Source organism: Isoptericola sp. Y541, assembly GCF_059445465.1.
In genome coordinates, this window is the sequence record NZ_JCAIUJ010000008.1 from 164,801 (window position 1) to 182,037 (window position 17,237).

Consider the following 17,237-nt stretch of genomic DNA (forward strand, 5'->3'; position numbering starts at 1 on the left):
GCGCTCGGTGCCGACTTCCTGACCCTGGTCAGGCTGAACCTGCTGCTGCTCTAGGTGCCGCCAGCGCCGCCGCGAGGAAACCGGCGTCCCGGCCCGCGCCGCCGATGAGCGTGGACGTGAGGCCGTACTGGAACGGCAGCCCCAGGAAGGCCAGGCCGTCGATCGTCGTGGAGACGCCGCGCTCGTGCCGGGGGAGGCCGAGCTCGTCCAGGGGCAGGTCGTCGATCCACCCGAACGCGGGCCGGTATCCGGTGGCCCAGAGCACGGCGCCGACGTCGAGCACGCGACCGTCGGCGAGCAGCGGCTTCCCGTCCGCCACGCCGGTCAGGCGCGGGCGGCGCTCGGCGCCGGCGTGGTCGAGGAGCCGGGGACTGATGCCGATCAGCGGGGCGCCCGAGGTCAGCATCCGTGGCGCGGCCCTGCGGCCGAGGGGGGTGGCGCGCGTGAGCATCCGATGCAGGAAGGCGAACCAGGCCCCGCCGGCGACGGCCAGGAGCGGGCGGGGGATCGCCGTCGTCGGCGTCCCCGCCACGGTGACGCGCCGCCCCGCGTGGGCGAGCTCGAGGCCGAGCTGCAGGCCGGAGGTGCCGCACCCGACGACGAGGACGTGCCCCTCGGGCAGGTCGTCCGGCCGCCGATACCGCGAGGTGTGCAGCTGCACGATCGCGCCGTCGAGCTCGGCGGCCTGGGGCGGGACCCGTGCGGTGCCGTCCCCGCCGGTGGCGACGACGACGCGCCGGGCCCGCCACGTCGTCCCGTCGGTGGCCGCGTCGGTGGCTGCGGAGAACCCGCCGCCGAGCACCGCCGTCAGGCGCGTGACCCGCGTGCGCGGGTGCAGGGGGACGTCGAAGCGCTCGGCGTACCCGTCGAGGTAGTCGGCGAACTCCGTGGCGGTGGGGCGCGCCCGGGGTGGTGCCGGGTACGGCAGCCCGGGCAGGCCGTCGAAGCGGGCGGGTGTGAACAGCCGCAAGGAGTCCCAGCGCTCCCGCCACGCGTCGCCGGGGGCGGCGCGCGCGTCGAGCACCTCGTGCGGGATCCCTCGCCGCCGCAGGTCGCGGCTCAGGGTCAGGCCGCACTGGCCGGCCCCGATGACCAGGACGTCGGTCTCCATCGCGCCACCAACTTAGAATCATCGTCAATTCAGTGGAATGCTATTCTACGTCCATGCCGTCGACGCCCACAAGACCCCCGAACCGTCGGCAGGCCCAGCGGGCCGCCACGCGGGAGGCCGTCGTCGAGGCCGCCGACCGCCTGTTCCGCCGGGACGGGTACGTCGCGACGACGATCGGCGCGATCTCGCGCGAGGCGGGCGCGGCCGTGCAGACCGTCTACAACACGGTGGGGGACAAGGCCGCGGTGCTCTCGGCCGTGCTCGATCGAAGCGCGTCCGGCCCGGAGGGTCGACCGGTGCTGGAGTTCCTCGGCGAACGGCTCGATGCCGCGGTCGACGCGGCGTCGGCGGTCGATGCGCTGGCCGACTGGTTCGCGGAGGTGAACCCGCGCACCATGCCCGTGAACCGCATCATCGACCAGGGGGCGGCGGTCGACCCGCAGATCGCCGAGCTGCGGAAGCGTCGCGGCCAGCAGCGGCTGGAACGGTACCGACAGGTCGAGACGCTGCTGCGCGAGCGCGGCCGCCTGCGCGCCGGTCTGGACGCGGACGCGGTGGGCGCCGTCGTCTGGTCCATCGGCTCGCCCGCGACCTACGAGGCGCTGGTCGTGCAGGCGGGCTGGTCGCTCCGCAGGTATCGCGATTGGGCGGAACGGACACTGGCCGCGGCCCTCCTGGAATGACGACGACGGCGTTCTCGAGAACTCCTGAGAAGCTCTGGCGGTCGGCGGAACCGCAGCTGATCCTGCGTCGGGCGGTTCACGGCGCGGCGGGCAGGTGCACTGAGACCCGGAGCCCGCCGCCGTCCCGGGCGATGAGGAAGAGTGCCCCGTCGTGCGCCCGGGTAATGCTCTTGACGATCGCCAGCCCGAGGCCGACGCCGGCCTGGTCACCGTGGATGCGCTCGGTGCCGCGCTGGAACGGCTCGGTGAGCGTCGATACCAGGCCCGGGGCGAGCCTCTCGCCGGTGTTCTCGACGGTGAGCACGACCTCGGCGGCGCGGGTCGTGGTGTTGACCCGCACGGTACCGCCGGCGGGGACGTTGTGGACGATCCCGTTGTGCACGAGGTTCGTGGTGAGCTGCAGCAGGAGCGCCTCGGACCCGAATGCCGGGGTGACTTCGCCGGAGGTCTCGAGGGTGATGCCCCGCTTCTCCGCGAGGGGGAGGAGCGTCTCGGCGGCCTCTTCCGCGAGGAGCGACAGGTCGACTCGCTCGCGGGTGAACGCCCGCTGGTCGGCGCGGCTGAGCAGCAGCAGGGCCTCGGTGAGGCCGATCGCCCGGGTGCTGACGGCGGTGAGTCGTTCGATGAGCTCGTCGGTGTCGCGATCGGGGTCGTGGCGGGCGACGTCGAGCAGGGTCTGCGTGATCGCCAGCGGCGTGCGCAGCTCGTGGGAGGCGTTGGCCGCGAACCTCCGCTGCTCGGCCACCTGCGCCTCCAGCCGCGCCAGCATGGTGTCGAAGGCGTCGGCGAGCTCGCGGAACTCGTCGTTGGTGCCCGGCAGCCGGATGCGGTGGGAGAGCGACCCCGTCGTGGCCGTGTGCGTGGCGCCCGTGATGCGCGTCAGCGGGGCGAGCATGCGACCGGCGAGGATCCAGCCGCCCAGCAGGCCGAAGACCAGCAGGGCGACCAACGCCCAGCCCACCCGCGGGGCGAAGGCCGCCGTCAGGTCGGATCGGTTGGGGACGAACCGGCCGAGAGTCCTGATCTCGCCGTCGGGCACGTAGCGCAGGAGGAACACCCACACGACCGTGAGGAGCAGCGCGCCGGCGACCATGAGGAACGCGGCGTAGCTGAGGGTGAACTTGAGCCGGACGCTCGGCCCGGAGGCCCTAGCCATGTCCGCCGTCGTCGTCTCCGGCCGGCCCGGTCTCGATGCGGTAGCCGACGCCGGGCACGGTGGCGATGACCCACGGCTTCCCGAGCCGCTTGCGCAGCGCCGAGACGGTGATGCGCACGGCGTTGGTGAACGGGTCGGTGTCCTCGTCCCAGGCCCGCTCGAGGAGCTGCTCGGTGCTGACGACACCGCCCTCGGCGCCGACGAGGACCTCGAACACGGCGAACTGCTTCCTGGTCAGCGCGACGTACCGGCCGTCGCGATAGACCTCGCGGCGGAACGGGTCCAGGCGCACGCCGGCGATTTCCCGCACGGGCGGCCTGATGTGGGCGCGGCGACGGTCGAGCGCCCGGAGCCGGAGCACGAGCTCGCGCAGCGCGAACGGCTTGGTGAGGTAGTCGTCGGCGCCAAGCTCGAACCCGGAGGCCTTGTCGTCGAGACGGTCGGCGGCGGTGAGCATGAGGATCGGCATGCCGCTGCCAGACGCGACGATGCGCTCGGCGATCTCGTCGCCGGAGGGGCCGGGGACGTCGCGGTCGAGGACGGCGATGTCGTAGGCGATGATGCTCAGCATTTCCAGGGCGGTGCGGCCGTCGCCGGCGGTGTCGGCAGCGATCGCTTCCAGGCGCAGGCCGTCGCGGACGGCCTCGGCCAGGTCGGGCTCGTCCTCGACGATCAGCACGCGCACGCCCCCGATGCTACGAGGCGACGCAAATCGCTCGGGCTATCGGGAAGCCGGGCCACGGCGCCGGGACGATCGATCCTCGCCGCCGATCCCCTGGTCAGGCAGCGTCGACGACCAGCACGACCTTGCCGCGCACGCGACCGCCCTCGCCCTGGCGGTGCGCCTCCGCGACCTCGGTGAGCGGGAAGGTCCGCGCGACCGGGAGCGCGAAGCGACGGGACTCGATCAGCTCGCCGATCTCGGCGAGCACGTGGAGCGCCCGGCCGGTGTCGCCGCGGCTGAACCGCACGCCGTGCTCCTGCGCGCCGCGGAAGTCGGCGATCGTCACGACTCGCTCCGGGCCGCCGGCGAGCCCGATGAGCTCGGGCAGGACGCCGCTGCCGGCGGCGTCCAGCGCCAGGTCGACGCCGCCGGGCGAGAGCGCGCGCACCCGCTCGACGAACCCGTCGCCGTAGGTGACGGGCCGGGCGCCCAGGGCGCGGAGGTAGTCCTGGTTCGTCGCGCCGGCGGAACCGATGACGTGCGCGCCGCGCGCCACCGCGAGCTGGACGGCGGCGCTGCCGACGGTCCCGGAGGCGCCGTTGACGAGCAGCGTGCTTCCCTCGACGACGCCGAGCTGGTCGAGCGCGCGCGTGGCGGTCTCGATGGCGGCCGGCAGCGCGGCGGCCGCGGGGAAGTCGAGCGGCGGAGGGATCCGGGCATACCTGGACAGCACCGCGAGCTCGGCCTGGGCCGCACCGTCGGAGGAGAAGCCGAACGCCCGGTCGCCGACGGCCACGTCCGTCACGCCCTCGCCGAGCTCGTCGACCACCCCGGCGGCCTCGTAGCCCAGCGTCTGCGGCAGCTCCTCGTCCATCTCGCCCTGGCGCCTCTTCCAGTCGCTCGCGTTGACGCCCGCCGCGCGCACCGCGACCCGGACCTCGCCGGGGGCCGGGTGCGGGTCGGGGAGGTCGACGATCTCGAGGACGTCCTGGCCCCCGAACTGGTGGAACTGTGCTGCCTTCATCGTCGCTCCGATACCTTGCACAGCCTCGTGGTCGTGCGCGTCAGCGCCGGGCGAGGCGGATGACGGGCAGCTCGCGGTCCGTCTTCTCCTCGTACCGGGCGAACCCGGGCGCCGTCGCCTTGATCGTCGTCCAGACGGCGGCGCGCTCCTCGCCGTGCAGCTGGGTCGCCGAGACGGGGATCTTCTCGCCCGCCACCTCGATCGTCACGCGGTCGGGGTGGGCGGCCAGGTTGTTGTACCAGGCGGGGTTCTTCGGCGCGCCGCCGGCGGAGGCCACGATGATCCAGGTGTCGTCCTCACCCGGGAACGACGCGACCGGGACGGTCCGCTCCTCGCCGCTCCTGCGGCCGATCGTCGTCAGCGCCAGCGCGTCCCCGCCGCCGGCCTTGCCGCCCTTGGAGCGGATCCGGTTCGCCATGCGCCGGTTCATCCAGGCGAGGAGACGCCCGCGCGGCTGCCGTGCGCCGCGGGTGCCCTGGGGGTGGGTGAAGGTCATCGTTTCCTCCGTCGTCGGTCGTCCGTCCGTACGCGCTGACGACTGTACAGGGCACGAACTATCTGTGGTGTGTACCGTTGGCCCGGTGAGCGAGACGACCGGCCGCAAGGATCCCTGCCGGCCCGGCGCCGACCCGCTCCCGGCGCTGGTCGAGCTCGCCCTCCTGGTCAAGGCGACGGTCGGCGGCGTCGCCGAACGGTACGAGCTCACCCCCGCCCAGAGCCGGATGCTGTACGTCCTGGCCGCCGAGGGCCCGCTGCGGATGGCCGACCTGGGCCGGCACCTGGCCGTGGAGAAGGCCGCGCTCACCGGGCTGGTCGACCGCGCGGAGCGGCGCTCGCTGGTGGAGCGCCGCGCCGTCCCGGGCGACCGCCGCTCGGTCGACGTCGCGCTGACTGACGCCGGAGCCTCGGCGTTCGCCGCGTTCCGGACCGACGTCACCGCCGCCCTCGACGCGATGCTCGACCGGCTCTCCGACGACGAGCGGGCCGCCTTCCAGCGGATGACGGACACCGTCGTCGTCGGCGCGGCGGAGGGGTGCCCGGCGACGAGGGCGCCGTCGTGACGACGGCGCCCTCGTCGATGTTCTCCTCTCGTCGTGCGACGGTCAGGTGGTCAGCGCCCGCCGCCGTGCCACCCTCCCCACCGCTTGCCGACGCGGATCTCGCCCGTCTCGCGGATGTCCGTCGACGACGAGCCGACGTAGACCGGGACGGTGCCGCGCGGCGTGGTCCACCGGTCACGGTCGACGTCCCAGTACGCGAGGGACTCCGGGTCGAGCGTGACGGTGACCGTCCGACGCTCGCCCGGCCGGAGGGTGATCTCGCGCCATCCGGCGAGGGCCAGCGGCGCAGTGTCGACGCGCTGCGTGGGCAGCTCACCGACATACACCTGGACGGTCTCGGTGCCCTTCACCTCGCCCGTGTTGCGCACCCGGACGGAGACCGCAACGTCCTTGTCCCGGTGCCTCGTGCCGCCGTGGTGGTCCATTGCCGTGCGCAGCCTGCTGTAGTCGAACGTCGTGTACGACAGGCCGTGCCCGAACGGATAGCTCGGCTGGATGCCGAGCGCCTCGTAGCCGCGGTACCCGACGAAGATGCCCTCGGTGAACTGCTGGTCGAGACCGTCGCCGGGGTACTGCTCGGGGCTGCTGACCGGTGTGGACTGCTCGTCGACGGGGATGGTCACGGGCAGCTTCCCGGAGGGGTTGACATCGCCGAACAGGAGCCGCGCGATGGCGTTGCCCTGCTCCTGGCCGCCGTACCAGTTGTGCAGCACAGCGGGGACGGCGTCCTCCCAGTCGGAGGTCTGGACCGCGGCACCCGCCGTGACGACCACCACCGTGCGGGGGTTGGCCGCCGCGACCTGACGGATGAGCTCGGCCTGGTCGTTCGGCAGGTCGAGCGTGGGGCGGTCCCCACCCTCGGTGGAGTAGTCGCGCACCACCACGACCGCGGCGTCCGCGTCCGCCGCGGCCTCTGCCGCGTCGGTGATGCCCGGCTGGACGAAGCCCTCGGGGGGAACCCAGCCCAGCTTGAATGCGGCGCCGGAGTCGGTGCCGGACGCTCCGATCGCGAACTCGGCGCGCACGTCGTACTGCGCGCCCGCCTCGAGCGTCACGTCGGCCGTGGAGATGTTGGCGGACAGCGGGTCCGCCGTCGGCTCCGTCGTGAGCACGGCGACGTCGTCGAGGTAGACGGTCGACGTGCCGTTCGAGGTGACCGAGAGCTGATAGCTCCCGTCCACCGGTGCGGTGAGCGTTCCCGTCCACCGGATCGACGACGTGTTGTCGTTGGTCTGCGTCGGGAAGTGCGGCGACGCGGAGTTGAAGCCCGGGTTGAAGTAGAAGCCGCCGTTGATGCCCGCGTACGGCTCGGTCCGGTCGAGCGCCGGAGCCCCGGACAGGTCCGGGTTCGCGAAGTACTCGACCCGGAACCCCGGTGCGCCGTCGCCGGCGGAGGTGAGGACGTCGGACGGGATGGGGTCGGGACCCGCCAGCAGCGCCGTAGAGGTCACGGGGTCGGTCCCCGGGACGTGGGTCACGGTCGCGCCGGCGGCACGGTCAGCGATCCCGTCGAGGGGGCTCACGGAGTATGTCGGCAGGACCTGGGAGCTCCCCCCGCCCTGGACGGTCGCGTCGGCGTCCGTCCCGATGACGGCGATCGAGTCCTCGTCGTCCAGGGGCAGGATCGGACCGTCGTTCTTCAACAGCACGCTGGCCTGCTCGGAGACCTCGCGCGCGAAGCTGCCGTTCTCCTCCTCCGGCAGCGGTCGGACGGTCGGGGGCTCGTCGAAGAGCCCGAGACCGAACATCGGTCGCAGGATGCGCAGCACGGCGTCGTCGATCCGGGACATGGGCACCTGCCCGGAGCTCACCGCGTCGACCAGCGGCGCGCAGAAGAAGCAGTCGTTCCCGCCGTAGTTGCCGGGCATCTCCTGGTCCAGCCCGCCCTGGATGGACGCCTCCGTGCTGTGGGTGGCGCCGTAGTCGCTCATGAGCCAGCCCTCGAACTCGAGCTGGACCTTGAGGATCTCGTTGAGCAGCACGTCGTTCTCGCACGCGAACGCGCCGTTCACCTTGTTGAAGGAGCACATCGCGGAGCCCGGGTGGGCCTTGTCGATCGCGATGTCGAAGGGACGGGTGTAGATCTCCTGCAGCGTCCGCTCGTCGAGCACGGCGTTGCCACCGAGGAGGCGGTTGGCCTCCTGCGTGTAGACGTTGTAGTGCTTGATGTCCGCGACGACGGGGTTCTCCTGGATGCCGCGGGTGATGGCGGCGCCCATCAGGCCCGAGACCAGCGGGTCCTCGCCGAACGCCTCGAAGGCCCGGCCCGCCAGCGAGACGCGCGCGATGTCCATCGCGGGCGCGAGCAGCACGTTGTGGCCCGTGCGGTGCGCCTCGTCGCCGGCGCGCAGGCCGTACTCCTCGGCGAGGTCGGTGTCCCACGTGGCGGCCAGTGCGAGCGGCGAGGGCAGCTCGGTGGCCCGTTGGTCGTTGACGCCGGGGTTGGCGATCCGCACGCCGGCGGGGCCGTCGGCCATCGTGAGGGCCGGGATCCCGAGCCGCTCGATGGGGGCGTTGTAGAAGCCGTAGAAGTTGTTGAGCTCCCCGTGCAGCATGTCGACCTTCTCCTCGAGGGTCATCTGCCGCAGGAGTGCCCGGGCGCGACGGTCCGCGGACCGCGAGTCGTCCCACCATCTCTGGCCGTGCGAGGAGGAACCTCGCTGGAGCTGGGCAGTGGAGGAGGGCGATGGAGAGGCCGTTCGAGCGGCCTGGTCTGCCGTGGCTGTTGCCCCGAGGGGGAGGAGCAGACCGACGGCGCACGTGATGCTGAGGGCCGCTGCTCGTAGCGACCGGTGCGTTCGCGAGGGAGTCATGCGAAACACTTCCTTGTGTTCTCTGGGCGACTCGCCGCCGCTCCCCGGCGTCCGGCGAGCACTTCCAGTAGACGCCGCCACCGGGTCCTCGCAACCCCCGGTGGCGAGGCTTGCCGGGGCACGGCGATGCGCCCCCCCGGGGGCTATCGTGAGGTGGCACGGCCGCCCACTTCGGCCGTGCGCGACGAGGGGAGACGGGGTGGGCGACCCCCTGCTCGCGCTGGTGCGCGACGCGACCGCGTCGCTCGCGCTCCTGCTCGGCACGCAGACCCTGACGACGGTGCTCGTCCTGGTCGGGGCGACCACCCTGGCGGCGGTCGCGCTGGCGTTCGTCGCCCGCGCGACGACGGCCGCCTCGCTCGGCGTGGCGCCGGTGGGGGCCCACCGCACGCGGCACGACGTCGACGAGCGCCCGTTCGTCTCCCAGAGCGACCCCCATGCCCCCGGCCGGCCGCGGCCCAGGGCGCCAGGCGCCGTCCTCGGCTGATCGCCCGGCCCGGGACACCTGACCTTCGACGCCCGACCGTCGGCGCTGCGCGCACGCGCAGCGTGCCCTGCCTCGTCCCCCCGGGGTGATCGGCGAACGCGTACCCAGCCGTTCGACCGAGGACACCACCATGGACCTGTTTGCCTTCCCGCCCGTCGCCGCCGTGCTCGACACGGCCTACCGCGCCCTGATGGGGCTGTCGCACCTGCTCGAACCCGCCCTGGGCGTCACCGCCGCCGCGGTCGCCGTCGTCGCCGTCACGCTGGCCGTGCGTGCCGTCCTGATCCCCGTCGGCATCTCGCAGGCCAAGGGCGAGCGCACCCGGGCGCGCCTCGCGCCCCGGCTCGCCGAGCTGCAGCGCCGCCACCGGAACGACCCCGAGAAGCTGCAGCGCGCGACGGTGCAGCTCTACGCCGACGAGGGCACGAGCCCGTTCGCCGGCTGCCTGCCGATGCTGCTCCAGGCGCCCGTCGTCGGCGTCATCTACGCGCTGTTCATCCATGCGCAGATCGCCGGGCACGGGAACGCGCTGCTCGGCCACACCTTCTTGGGCGTGCCGCTCGGGTCGAGCCTCGTCGGCGCGATCTCCGGCGGCGCGGCCGCCCTCTCGACGATCGCCGTGCTCGGGGCGCTCGTGCTCGCCGTCGCGCTCGTGGGTGAGCTGACGCGGCGGGCGACGCTGCCGGGCGGCCCGCTGGCCGCGCCCGCGGCGCCGGTCGCGACGTCGGCCTCCCCGGCCGGCCCACCCCACCCGCTCGCCGGGCCGCGCGGGAAGCGCGCGCTCGGTGCGCTGCAGTTCGTGACGGCCGTGATCGCGTGCTTCGTGCCGCTCGCCGCGGGGCTCTACCTGCTGGTGACGGTGGCGTGGACCCTGGGCCAGCGGCTGGTCCTGCGGCGGCGGTACCCGCTCGAGGTCCGGGCGTAGCCCGCCCGGTGGGTCAGGAGCCGCCCATCTGGGCGACGGCTTCCATCCACTCCCAGTGCCACGGCTCGTACTTGGACCCGCCGGACCGGGCCCAGTCGGGGTTGTCCCACCCGAACGCCGGGGCGTTCGCGGCGAGCCAGTCCCAGCGGCCGCCCGCGTACGACTCGGCGCAGATGTCGACGGCGAGGCCCCAGCCGTGGTTCGACGTGCCCGGCGTGGCCGCGAGGTACCCCTTGGCGGCCTTCGTCGAGACCTGCTGGGAGTAGCTGCGGTAGCCGTCCGTGATGCACATGGCCTCGCCGAACTGCGCGATGTACGCCTTGTTGAGGTTGGCCAGGGCGACTCCCGCGTCGGCGCGCGCCTGGGTGTGCCCGTCCCAGAGCACGCACAGCTCGCTGCTCGGCACCTGGCCGTTCGACCCGAGCGACGCGGCCTCGCCGTCGCAGCCGGGCAGGACGGGCGGCGGGGGCGCCGGGGCGATCTTCCCGCCGTCCAGCGTCTCGACGGCCATGCGCGCGTCGTCGGCGACACTGACCTGGGCGCCGCCCCCGACGGCGCCCGCCCCGGGAGCGGTGCGTGCCTTGCTGCGCGACGCCCCGCCGTCGCGGTCGTCGGCCGCGGCGGCCGCGGTGATCGCCTCGAGGGTGCCGGTGGTGGGCCGGTCGTCGGCCTCCGGCGCGGCGGCCTGGGGCGCGGCCGTGGTGAGGGCCGTCGTCGTGGCGACCGCCACGGTCAGCCCGATCCCGATGCCCGCCCAGCGGCCCGGCGTACGCGTGCGGGCGGTCTTGGCGGTGGTCGTCCGGGTGGTCGTCCGGGTGGTCGTCCGGGTGGTCGCCCGGGTGGTCGCCCGGACCGCCTGGGGGGCGGGCTTGGTGGCAGAGGCGGGGGCGGCCTCGGTGGCGCGGCGTCGCGCAGGGGCCGGGTGTCGGCTCTTGCCGCCGCGGCCGGGGTCGCGGCGGCTCGGGGCGGGTGCGCCTGGGGTGCGGAGGTCGGTCGGGGAGGCCGGCGCGGCGTGCTCGTGCGTCATCGTGCCGTCCGCCCGCGGTGGCGGGTCGAGCCTGCGGCGCCGTGCTGCGTGGTGCCCCGGAGTACCTGGGTTGTCATGCGACCTCTCTTGATACCTGAACCGCCACCGGGCAGGAACGTATCGCATCGACCCACCAAAAGTCACGAAACGATTACGGACCGGTCGTGACGGGCGGCGCGCCGGTGTCCCGTGCGTGATGCGTCGACCCGGCCTAGCGTCGAGGGATGAGCGAGGACACGAGTAGCGACGCCCGCGGCGAGAAGAGCGGCGGCAAGGCGGCGAAGATCCTGTACCGCCCCATCGGCATCGTGAGCTCGATCGTGGGCGGGATCGTCGCGGGCCAGGTCTTCAAGCAGGTGTACAAACGGGTCACGCCCGGCGACCGTCAGGACGCGCCGAAGCCGCTGGAGTCCGAGTACCGCCTGCGCGAGATCCTCGTCGCGGCCCTGCTGCAGGGCGCGATCTTCTCCGTGGTGAAGGCGATCATCGACCGGGGTGGGGCGCGGGCGTTCGAGAAGTGGACGGGGGAGTGGCCGGGCGACTGACGGCGACGGCCCGCGCGTGCTTCGATGGCTCGATGGCCGCCGACGACGCGCGCACCCGCCCCGCCGACCGGGCGTGGCGGCGGCTGCCCGCGGACGCCCGGGCGCTCCTGGAGAGCGACCTGCCGGGCACTGACCTGCGCACGCTGCTGCTCGACGTCGCGGCCGCCCGCGCCGCCGCGACCCGGCCGGCCGACGTCCTCGCGCAGTGGCGTCGCGATCGCATGGTGCGACCGTCCGCCGCCGACCCGCGTCGCCTGTGGCAGCTGGGGGCCCGGCTGTGGGAGGCCCTGCCGGGCGAGTTCGAGGCCGTCGAGCCGGCGCCCGTCGCCCCGCTCGCGACGGCCGCTGCGCTCGGCGGTGTGAGCCAGCACCGGGTGGTCGCGACGACGCGGCTCACCGAGGTGGTGAGCGACTCCAGCAACGTGCTCGCCGTCGAGGCGGCGGACCGCCGGTCGGCCCGCCCGCGCGACGCGGTCGTCCACCTCGCGGCGATTCGCGCGTGGCAACGGCTGCTGGGCGCCACGGCCGCGCACCTCCGGCCGCGGATCGAGGTCACCGTGTGGGACGACGGCGCGGTGGCGGAGCGGGTCGCGGACACCGTGCTGCCCGCCGTGCGCGACGGCGCCGTGCGGGTGGTCGAGGACTCGACCCGGGAGCGCGCCCGCGGCTACTACGCCGGTGTCGCCGTCCGGATCGTCGCCGAGGACGGACGCGAGATCGGCGACGGCGGCCTCACGACCTGGACCGCCCAGCTCCTCGCCGACCGCAAGGAGCGGTGCCTCGTCTCGTGCGTCGCCACGGAGCAGCTGGTCACGCCGGGCGCGTGACGTCCGGCGCGCCGGATCAGCAACGGCCCTCGACGAGCACGCCCTCTCACCAGTCCGCGGGGCGCGAGTCCTTGCCGTCGAGCCACAGCCGGTCGCTCGAGTCGCGGTGAGTGCCGTCCGTGCCGACGTGTTTGCTGCTGATCCGGTCGCCCTTGGTGATGACGTGCACCACGGCCATCGCGTGACCGTGGCCGAGGGCGTAGGTCTCCTTGAGCCACGCGGCGACGGGCGTCGCCTTGCTGCCCGGGCCGAAGCCCTGCTCGGCGGCGGCCTCGACGAGCTGCCGGGGCGTGAGGCCGGTCTTGGTCTCGACGTTGTCGAGGTAGGACTGGAACGACATCAGCGGTTCCCCTCGCTCTCGGTGCTCTTGTTCTGCTGGATCATCGTGGCGGACGCGTGGATGCACATCATGCGCAGCGCGCCGGCGCCGGTGTTGGTGAAGCCGTGCCAGACGTCGGGCCCGACGACGGCGGTGTCGCCCGCGTGGGCGACGACGGTCTCGTCGCCGATCCGGATCGTGGCCTCGCCCTCGAGCACGGACCACGTCTCGGAGTAGGGGTGCCGGTGCAGGTCGGGGCCCTGGCCGGGGTCGTTGGTGACCAGGAAGAACGAGACGCCCGAGCCGTGCGGGCGCCCCTCGAAGCGCAACGTGCGCGAGCCCGGGATGCGGATCGTGTCGGCGGGGATCACTGAGGCCACTGAGACCATGACTCCTCCTGCGTGTCGGTCGACGTCGGGGCGACGTCGTTGCGGCAAGCCTCGCGAGGAGCCGGCGGGGCCACGACCCTTTCGACGAGGGTCGAAGGGGTCGGCGCAGACCTCAGCGCGCCGCCTCGACCAGTGCGGCCATGCTGCGGCCTGCGGCGCGCATCGGCTCCGGGTCGCGGGTGGTGCGGCTGAGCAGGAACGCGCCCTCGACGACCATGACCATGGCCAGCGCCAGGTCGCGCGCCCGGTCGGGGGCGACGTGCCGGGAGAACCAGGCGGTGCCGCCCTCGACCCAGTTGGCGAACACGTCCGCGGCGGCCTCGCGCAGCGGCTCGTGGGTGCTCGCCACGTCGAGCGCCATCGTCGCGACGGGGCACCCGTCGGCGTAGTCGCCGGCGACGAGGTCGCGCGCCGCGGAGTCGAAGGCGTGCACGACGGCCTCGACCGGGTCGTCGCGCTCCTCCAGCAGGCCGAGCACGAGCGTCATGAACTGCGGGCCGGTGGTGCGGATCATGTCCTCCGCCAGCGCGTCCTTGCCGCCGGGGAAGAAGTGGTAGATCGACCCGAACGGCGCGGCGGCGTCCGTGGCCACCTGCTTGAGGCCGGTCCCGGCGTACCCGCGCCGCGCGAACAGCCGCGCCGCCGCGTGCCGGATGCGGGTGCGGGTGCCGGCGCCGGCGGGGGGCTCTGCGAAGAGCGGGGGCTGGTTCGAGGGGGTTGCCGTGGCCATGGCGCCAGCCTACGGTGGACTGACTAGAACGATCTATCAACAACCCTGTCCATCGCGTGACTCCGAAGGGATCGACATGGCCGTGGTCGAGCTGGAGGCAGGGCCCGTCGCCTACGAGGACACGGGCGGCGAGGGGCCGGTGGTCGTGCTCGGCCACGGCCCACCGATGGACTCCCGCACCTGGCGCAAGGTCGTGCCGCTGCTCCCGGGGTTCCGCGTGATCACGCCGACCCTGCCGCTCGGCGGGCACACCACGCCGATGCACCCCGACGCCGACCTGTCCCAGCGCGGCACGGCGCGCCTCCTCGGTGACCTGCTCGACGCCCTCGACCTCGAGGACGTCACGCTGGTGCTGAACGACTGGGGCGGCGGGCAGTTCCTGATCAACGACGGCCGCACCGACCGCATCGGCCGGCTGGTGCTGGCCGCGTGCGAGGCGTTCGACAACTTCCCGCCGGGCCCCGCCAAGGCGCTCGGCACGGCTGCCGCGATCCCCGGCGGCATGTGGCTCACGCTGCAGCTCTTCCGGGTGCGCGCGTTCCGACGCATGCGCAGCGGCTACGGCGGGATGTCGGTGGTCGGCATCCCGGACGACCTCCTCGTGGACTGGTTCGCACCCGCCACGCGCGACCGGCTGATCCGCCGCGACTTCGCGAAGTTCGCCCGCGGCGCCCCGAAGCGCGACGAGCTCCTGCGGCTCGCGGCGGGCTGGCGCGACTTCACCAAGCCCGTGCTGGTCGTGTGGACCGACCAGGACCCGCTCATGCCGCCCGAGCACGGGCCGCGGCTCGCCGCCCTCTACCCGGACGCGCGCCTCGAGGTGCTCGCGAACTGCGGCACCCTCGTCGGCGAGGACCAGCCCGAACGCTTCGCCCAGCTCCTCGCCGAGTTCGCCGTGCAGGAGGTCTCGCCGCATCTCTGACGTCCATTCATTGACAGGGTGAAGGAATAGACGCCAGAGTGTCCGGGTGCAGCGCCGCTCAGACGTTCCCCGCCTCGGCTCGCTCGGGCCCTCCGCCCGGGCGGTGGTGCGCGCCCTGCTGCTGGCCGGGCCGCTCTCCCGGGCGGAGCTCGCGCGGCGCCTGGAGCGCTCCCCGGCGAGCCTCACCAAGATGACGCAGCCGCTGCTGGCAGCCGGCCTGATCTGCGAGGACACAGCCCCGCTCGCCGAGAGCCGCGGGCGCCCGGGCGCTCCGCTGGTGCTGCAGGCCTCGCGGCACCTGTTCCTCGGCATCAAGGTCACCGCGGGTGAGCTGTACGCGGTGCGGGCGGACGCCTCCGGACGGGTGGAGGCGAGCGGGCACCGCGTGCTGGCCGACATCGATCAGGCGACGGTCGTGGCAAAGATCATTGAACTGGTGAAGGAACTCGGCGATGCGGGGCCGATCCAGGCGCTCGGCATCGGCCTGGCCGGCCAGATGTCCCGGTTCGACCACACCGTGCGCGGCAACGGCTACCTCGGCTGGGACCAGGTGCCGTTGGCGCGGTTGCTGGAACAGGCCACCGGCATCCCCACCGTCCTCAGCGGGGACGCCCGGGCGCTGACCGCCGGGGTCCAGTGGTCCGGACCGGGCCGGGGGATGAGCGACTTCGCGGTGCTGACCGTCGGCGTCGGGGTCGGCCTGGGCATCGTCGTCGAGGACAAGGTGCTCGCGGGCCCCACCGGCAAGGTGGGCCTGGTCGGGCACCAACGGGTCTCCGACTCCGGCCCGCTGTGCGCCCGTGGGCATCGCGGCTGCGCCTCGGCCTTCCTCACCACGAGGGCCATCACCCAGGGCATCGGTGTGCCGCTCGGCCGCGCCGACCTGGACCTGGACGCGGCGCTCGGGCTCGCGGAGGCGGGCGACGACGTCGCCCTGCGCGTCTTCGCCGACGCCGGCCGCGCCCTGGGCGCGCTGATCGCGCAGCTCGTGAACGTCCTCGGCCTGCCCGCGGTGATCCTGGCCGGAGACGGGCTGGGCATGCTCGCCCATGCCCGGCCCGCGATGGAGGCCGCGATCGCCGAGCACCTCCACCCGAACGCCACCGCGCCGGAGGTGGTGGCCTTCACCTCCGGCTTCGACGAGTGGGCGCGCGGCGCGGCCGTGGTCGCCTGCCAATGGATGCTCGTCGACCCGCCCACCCGTCACCCCGAACCGGCCTGACCCACCACCCATGACCCACGACTTCCAGGAGGAAGCCTTGACCGCACTGCCCCTCGACCCCACCGCCCCGCTCCAGAAGGACGCCGGCTCGATCAGCATCGGCATCGTCGGCGCCGGCCAGTTCTCGCGGAGCTTCGCGACGCTCTGGGACCTGCACCCGAACGTCGACCGGCTCACGATCACCGACCTGGTGCCGGAGCGGGCCAAGTCGCTGGCGGACCGCTACGAGCGTGCGACCGTGGTCGACAGCTTCGAGGAGATGCTCGACTCGGACGTCGACGCCGTCGCCATCTTCACCCAGCGCTGGACGCACGCACCCCTGGTGCTGGCCGCGCTGGAGGCCGGCAAGCATGTCTACTCGGCGGTGCCGATGGCCACCGAGATCACCGACATCGAGGCGATCATCGCCGCCGTCGAGCGCACGGGCCTCACCTACATGATGGGCGAGACGAGCTACTACAACCCGGCCACCGTCTTCATCCGCGAGAAGGTGCGCGAGGGCGCGCTCGGCCAGGTCTTCTACGCCGAGGGCGACTACGTCCACGACATGGACCTCGGCTTCTACGCCGCGTACCAGTACAGCGGCGGGGAGAACTGGAAGTCCACCGCCAGCTACCCGCCGATGCTCTACCCGACCCACGCGATCGGTGGCGTCCTCGGCGCCCTGCCTACCCGCGCCGTCAGCGTGAGCTGCCTCGGCGTGGAGGACCGGCGCGGGGACGGCGTCTTCGACCGGGAGGTCAGCCAGTTCGGGAACAGCTTCTCCAACGCCACGGCGCTCTTCGAGCTGTCCGACGGCGGGGCGATGCGCACCAACGAGATGCGCCGCGTGGGCTACCCGTCCCACATCCGGGAGTCGCGGTTCCGCTTCTTCGGCACCGAGGCCAGCTTCGAGCAGCTCGCCCACCAGAGCGTCTGGAACGACAAGGAGACCTCCACGGACGTTTCCGCCGACTTCGTCCCGGTCCGAAGCGGGGCCGACGAGGCCGACCTCGCGGACGTCGACCCGGCGCTGCGCGAGGCGTTCACCTCGGGGTCCACGCCGGTGCACGACCGTTCTCGGCTGCCCGCCTCCTACGCCGACGCCCCGAACGGGCACGAGGGCTCGCACCACTTCCTCGCCGACGACTTCGTGCGCGGCGTGGTCACCGGTGAGCACCCGCCGGTGGACGCCTGGCGGTCCGCGGTGTTCACCGCGCCCGGCATCGTGGCGCACGCCTCCGCGCTCGCGGGCGGCCAGCGGCTGCCCATCCCCGACTTCGGGAGCCGGCCCGCGCGCGACTGAGCGCACCCGGCCCGGCGTCATCGACGACGCCGGGCCGTTCGAGCACC

At 73.5% G+C, this 17,237-nt stretch carries 19 protein-coding genes; 9 read left to right on the forward strand and 10 right to left on the reverse strand.

Annotation, left to right across the window (positions count from 1 at the left end; all coding sequences use genetic code 11):
- Positions 1 to 28: 28 nt before the first annotated feature.
- Complete coding sequence (locus AC1C2V_RS17125; RefSeq protein WP_495390845.1) at positions 29 to 1,111, reverse strand: flavin-containing monooxygenase; 1,083 nt, start codon at positions 1,109 to 1,111, stop codon at positions 29 to 31.
- Between the two features lie 53 nt (positions 1,112 to 1,164).
- Here AC1C2V_RS17125 and AC1C2V_RS17130 point away from each other — a divergent pair, with 53 nt between their 5' ends.
- Positions 1,165 to 1,794, forward strand: coding sequence for a TetR/AcrR family transcriptional regulator (locus AC1C2V_RS17130; RefSeq protein WP_495390846.1), 630 nt, complete (start codon positions 1,165 to 1,167; stop codon positions 1,792 to 1,794).
- A 76-nt stretch (positions 1,795 to 1,870) separates the two neighbouring features.
- On the opposite strand, the gene AC1C2V_RS17135 is transcribed toward AC1C2V_RS17130, so the two are convergent.
- From AC1C2V_RS17135 to AC1C2V_RS17150, 4 genes are all read right to left on the reverse strand, one after another.
- The gene (locus AC1C2V_RS17135) at positions 1,871 to 2,950 is read right to left on the reverse strand and encodes a sensor histidine kinase (RefSeq protein WP_495390847.1); all 1,080 of its coding nucleotides are present in this window, start codon (positions 2,948 to 2,950) and stop codon (positions 1,871 to 1,873) included.
- Positions 2,943 to 3,635 (reverse strand): response regulator transcription factor, encoded by a 693-nt coding sequence (locus tag AC1C2V_RS17140; protein ID WP_495390848.1) that lies wholly within the window; start codon positions 3,633 to 3,635, stop codon positions 2,943 to 2,945. Before AC1C2V_RS17140 ends, AC1C2V_RS17135 begins: the two co-directional genes overlap by 8 nt.
- Positions 3,636 to 3,729: 94 nt before the next feature.
- Positions 3,730 to 4,638, reverse strand: a complete 909-nt coding sequence (locus AC1C2V_RS17145) for an NADP-dependent oxidoreductase (RefSeq protein WP_495390849.1) — start codon at positions 4,636 to 4,638, stop codon at positions 3,730 to 3,732.
- Between the two features lie 40 nt (positions 4,639 to 4,678).
- Complete coding sequence (locus tag AC1C2V_RS17150; RefSeq protein ID WP_495390850.1) at positions 4,679 to 5,134, reverse strand: nitroreductase/quinone reductase family protein; 456 nt, start codon at positions 5,132 to 5,134, stop codon at positions 4,679 to 4,681.
- A gap of 85 nt (positions 5,135 to 5,219) precedes the next feature.
- Here AC1C2V_RS17150 and AC1C2V_RS17155 point away from each other — a divergent pair, with 85 nt between their 5' ends.
- Positions 5,220 to 5,699, forward strand: coding sequence for a MarR family winged helix-turn-helix transcriptional regulator (locus AC1C2V_RS17155; protein ID WP_495390851.1), 480 nt, complete (start codon positions 5,220 to 5,222; stop codon positions 5,697 to 5,699).
- Positions 5,700 to 5,749: 50 nt separating this feature from the next.
- Here AC1C2V_RS17155 and AC1C2V_RS17160 read toward each other — a convergent pair whose 3' ends face one another.
- Positions 5,750 to 8,278, reverse strand: a complete 2,529-nt coding sequence (locus tag AC1C2V_RS17160; protein ID WP_495390852.1) for a beta-glucosidase family protein — start codon at positions 8,276 to 8,278, stop codon at positions 5,750 to 5,752.
- A 433-nt stretch (positions 8,279 to 8,711) separates the two neighbouring features.
- Here AC1C2V_RS17160 and AC1C2V_RS17165 point away from each other — a divergent pair, with 433 nt between their 5' ends.
- Together AC1C2V_RS17165 and AC1C2V_RS17170 are read left to right on the forward strand one after the other, a co-directional pair.
- On the forward strand, positions 8,712 to 8,999 hold the full coding sequence (locus tag AC1C2V_RS17165) for a DUF6412 domain-containing protein (RefSeq protein ID WP_495390853.1): 288 nt from the start codon (positions 8,712 to 8,714) through the stop codon (positions 8,997 to 8,999).
- Positions 9,000 to 9,129: 130 nt separating this feature from the next.
- Positions 9,130 to 9,924 (forward strand): YidC/Oxa1 family membrane protein insertase, encoded by a 795-nt coding sequence (locus tag AC1C2V_RS17170; RefSeq protein WP_495390854.1) that lies wholly within the window; start codon positions 9,130 to 9,132, stop codon positions 9,922 to 9,924.
- Positions 9,925 to 9,937: 13 nt separating this feature from the next.
- On the opposite strand, the gene AC1C2V_RS17175 is transcribed toward AC1C2V_RS17170, so the two are convergent.
- Positions 9,938 to 10,951, reverse strand: coding sequence for a M15 family metallopeptidase (locus tag AC1C2V_RS17175; RefSeq protein ID WP_495390855.1), 1,014 nt, complete (start codon positions 10,949 to 10,951; stop codon positions 9,938 to 9,940).
- A gap of 224 nt (positions 10,952 to 11,175) precedes the next feature.
- Here AC1C2V_RS17175 and AC1C2V_RS17180 point away from each other — a divergent pair, with 224 nt between their 5' ends.
- Both AC1C2V_RS17180 and AC1C2V_RS17185 read left to right on the forward strand, forming a co-directional pair.
- On the forward strand, positions 11,176 to 11,496 hold the full coding sequence (locus AC1C2V_RS17180; RefSeq protein WP_495390856.1) for a DUF4235 domain-containing protein: 321 nt from the start codon (positions 11,176 to 11,178) through the stop codon (positions 11,494 to 11,496).
- Between the two features lie 32 nt (positions 11,497 to 11,528).
- Entirely contained in the window at positions 11,529 to 12,323 is a 795-nt protein-coding gene (locus AC1C2V_RS17185; RefSeq protein WP_495390857.1) for a hypothetical protein, read from the forward strand.
- A 46-nt stretch (positions 12,324 to 12,369) separates the two neighbouring features.
- On the opposite strand, the gene AC1C2V_RS17190 is transcribed toward AC1C2V_RS17185, so the two are convergent.
- The 3 genes from AC1C2V_RS17190 to AC1C2V_RS17200 form a co-directional block, all read right to left on the reverse strand.
- Entirely contained in the window at positions 12,370 to 12,663 is a 294-nt protein-coding gene (locus AC1C2V_RS17190) for a DUF4287 domain-containing protein (RefSeq protein WP_495390858.1), read from the reverse strand.
- Positions 12,663 to 13,031, reverse strand: coding sequence for a cupin domain-containing protein (locus AC1C2V_RS17195; protein WP_495390859.1), 369 nt, complete (start codon positions 13,029 to 13,031; stop codon positions 12,663 to 12,665). The genes AC1C2V_RS17190 and AC1C2V_RS17195 overlap by 1 nt, the downstream gene beginning before the upstream one ends.
- A 112-nt stretch (positions 13,032 to 13,143) precedes the next feature.
- Positions 13,144 to 13,761: a TetR/AcrR family transcriptional regulator gene (locus AC1C2V_RS17200; RefSeq protein ID WP_495390860.1), complete on the reverse strand. Its 618-nt coding sequence runs from the start codon at positions 13,759 to 13,761 to the stop codon at positions 13,144 to 13,146.
- Positions 13,762 to 13,837: 76 nt separating this feature from the next.
- Here AC1C2V_RS17200 and AC1C2V_RS17205 point away from each other — a divergent pair, with 76 nt between their 5' ends.
- From AC1C2V_RS17205 to AC1C2V_RS17215, 3 genes are read left to right on the forward strand one after another with little or no spacing between them, the layout of a single operon-like run.
- Positions 13,838 to 14,683, forward strand: coding sequence for an alpha/beta fold hydrolase (locus AC1C2V_RS17205; protein WP_495390861.1), 846 nt, complete (start codon positions 13,838 to 13,840; stop codon positions 14,681 to 14,683).
- A 46-nt stretch (positions 14,684 to 14,729) separates the two neighbouring features.
- The gene (locus AC1C2V_RS17210; RefSeq protein WP_495390862.1) at positions 14,730 to 15,905 is read left to right on the forward strand and encodes an ROK family protein; all 1,176 of its coding nucleotides are present in this window, start codon (positions 14,730 to 14,732) and stop codon (positions 15,903 to 15,905) included.
- A 37-nt stretch (positions 15,906 to 15,942) separates the two neighbouring features.
- The gene (locus AC1C2V_RS17215; RefSeq protein ID WP_495390863.1) at positions 15,943 to 17,190 is read left to right on the forward strand and encodes a Gfo/Idh/MocA family protein; all 1,248 of its coding nucleotides are present in this window, start codon (positions 15,943 to 15,945) and stop codon (positions 17,188 to 17,190) included.
- Positions 17,191 to 17,237: the final 47 nt, after the last annotated feature.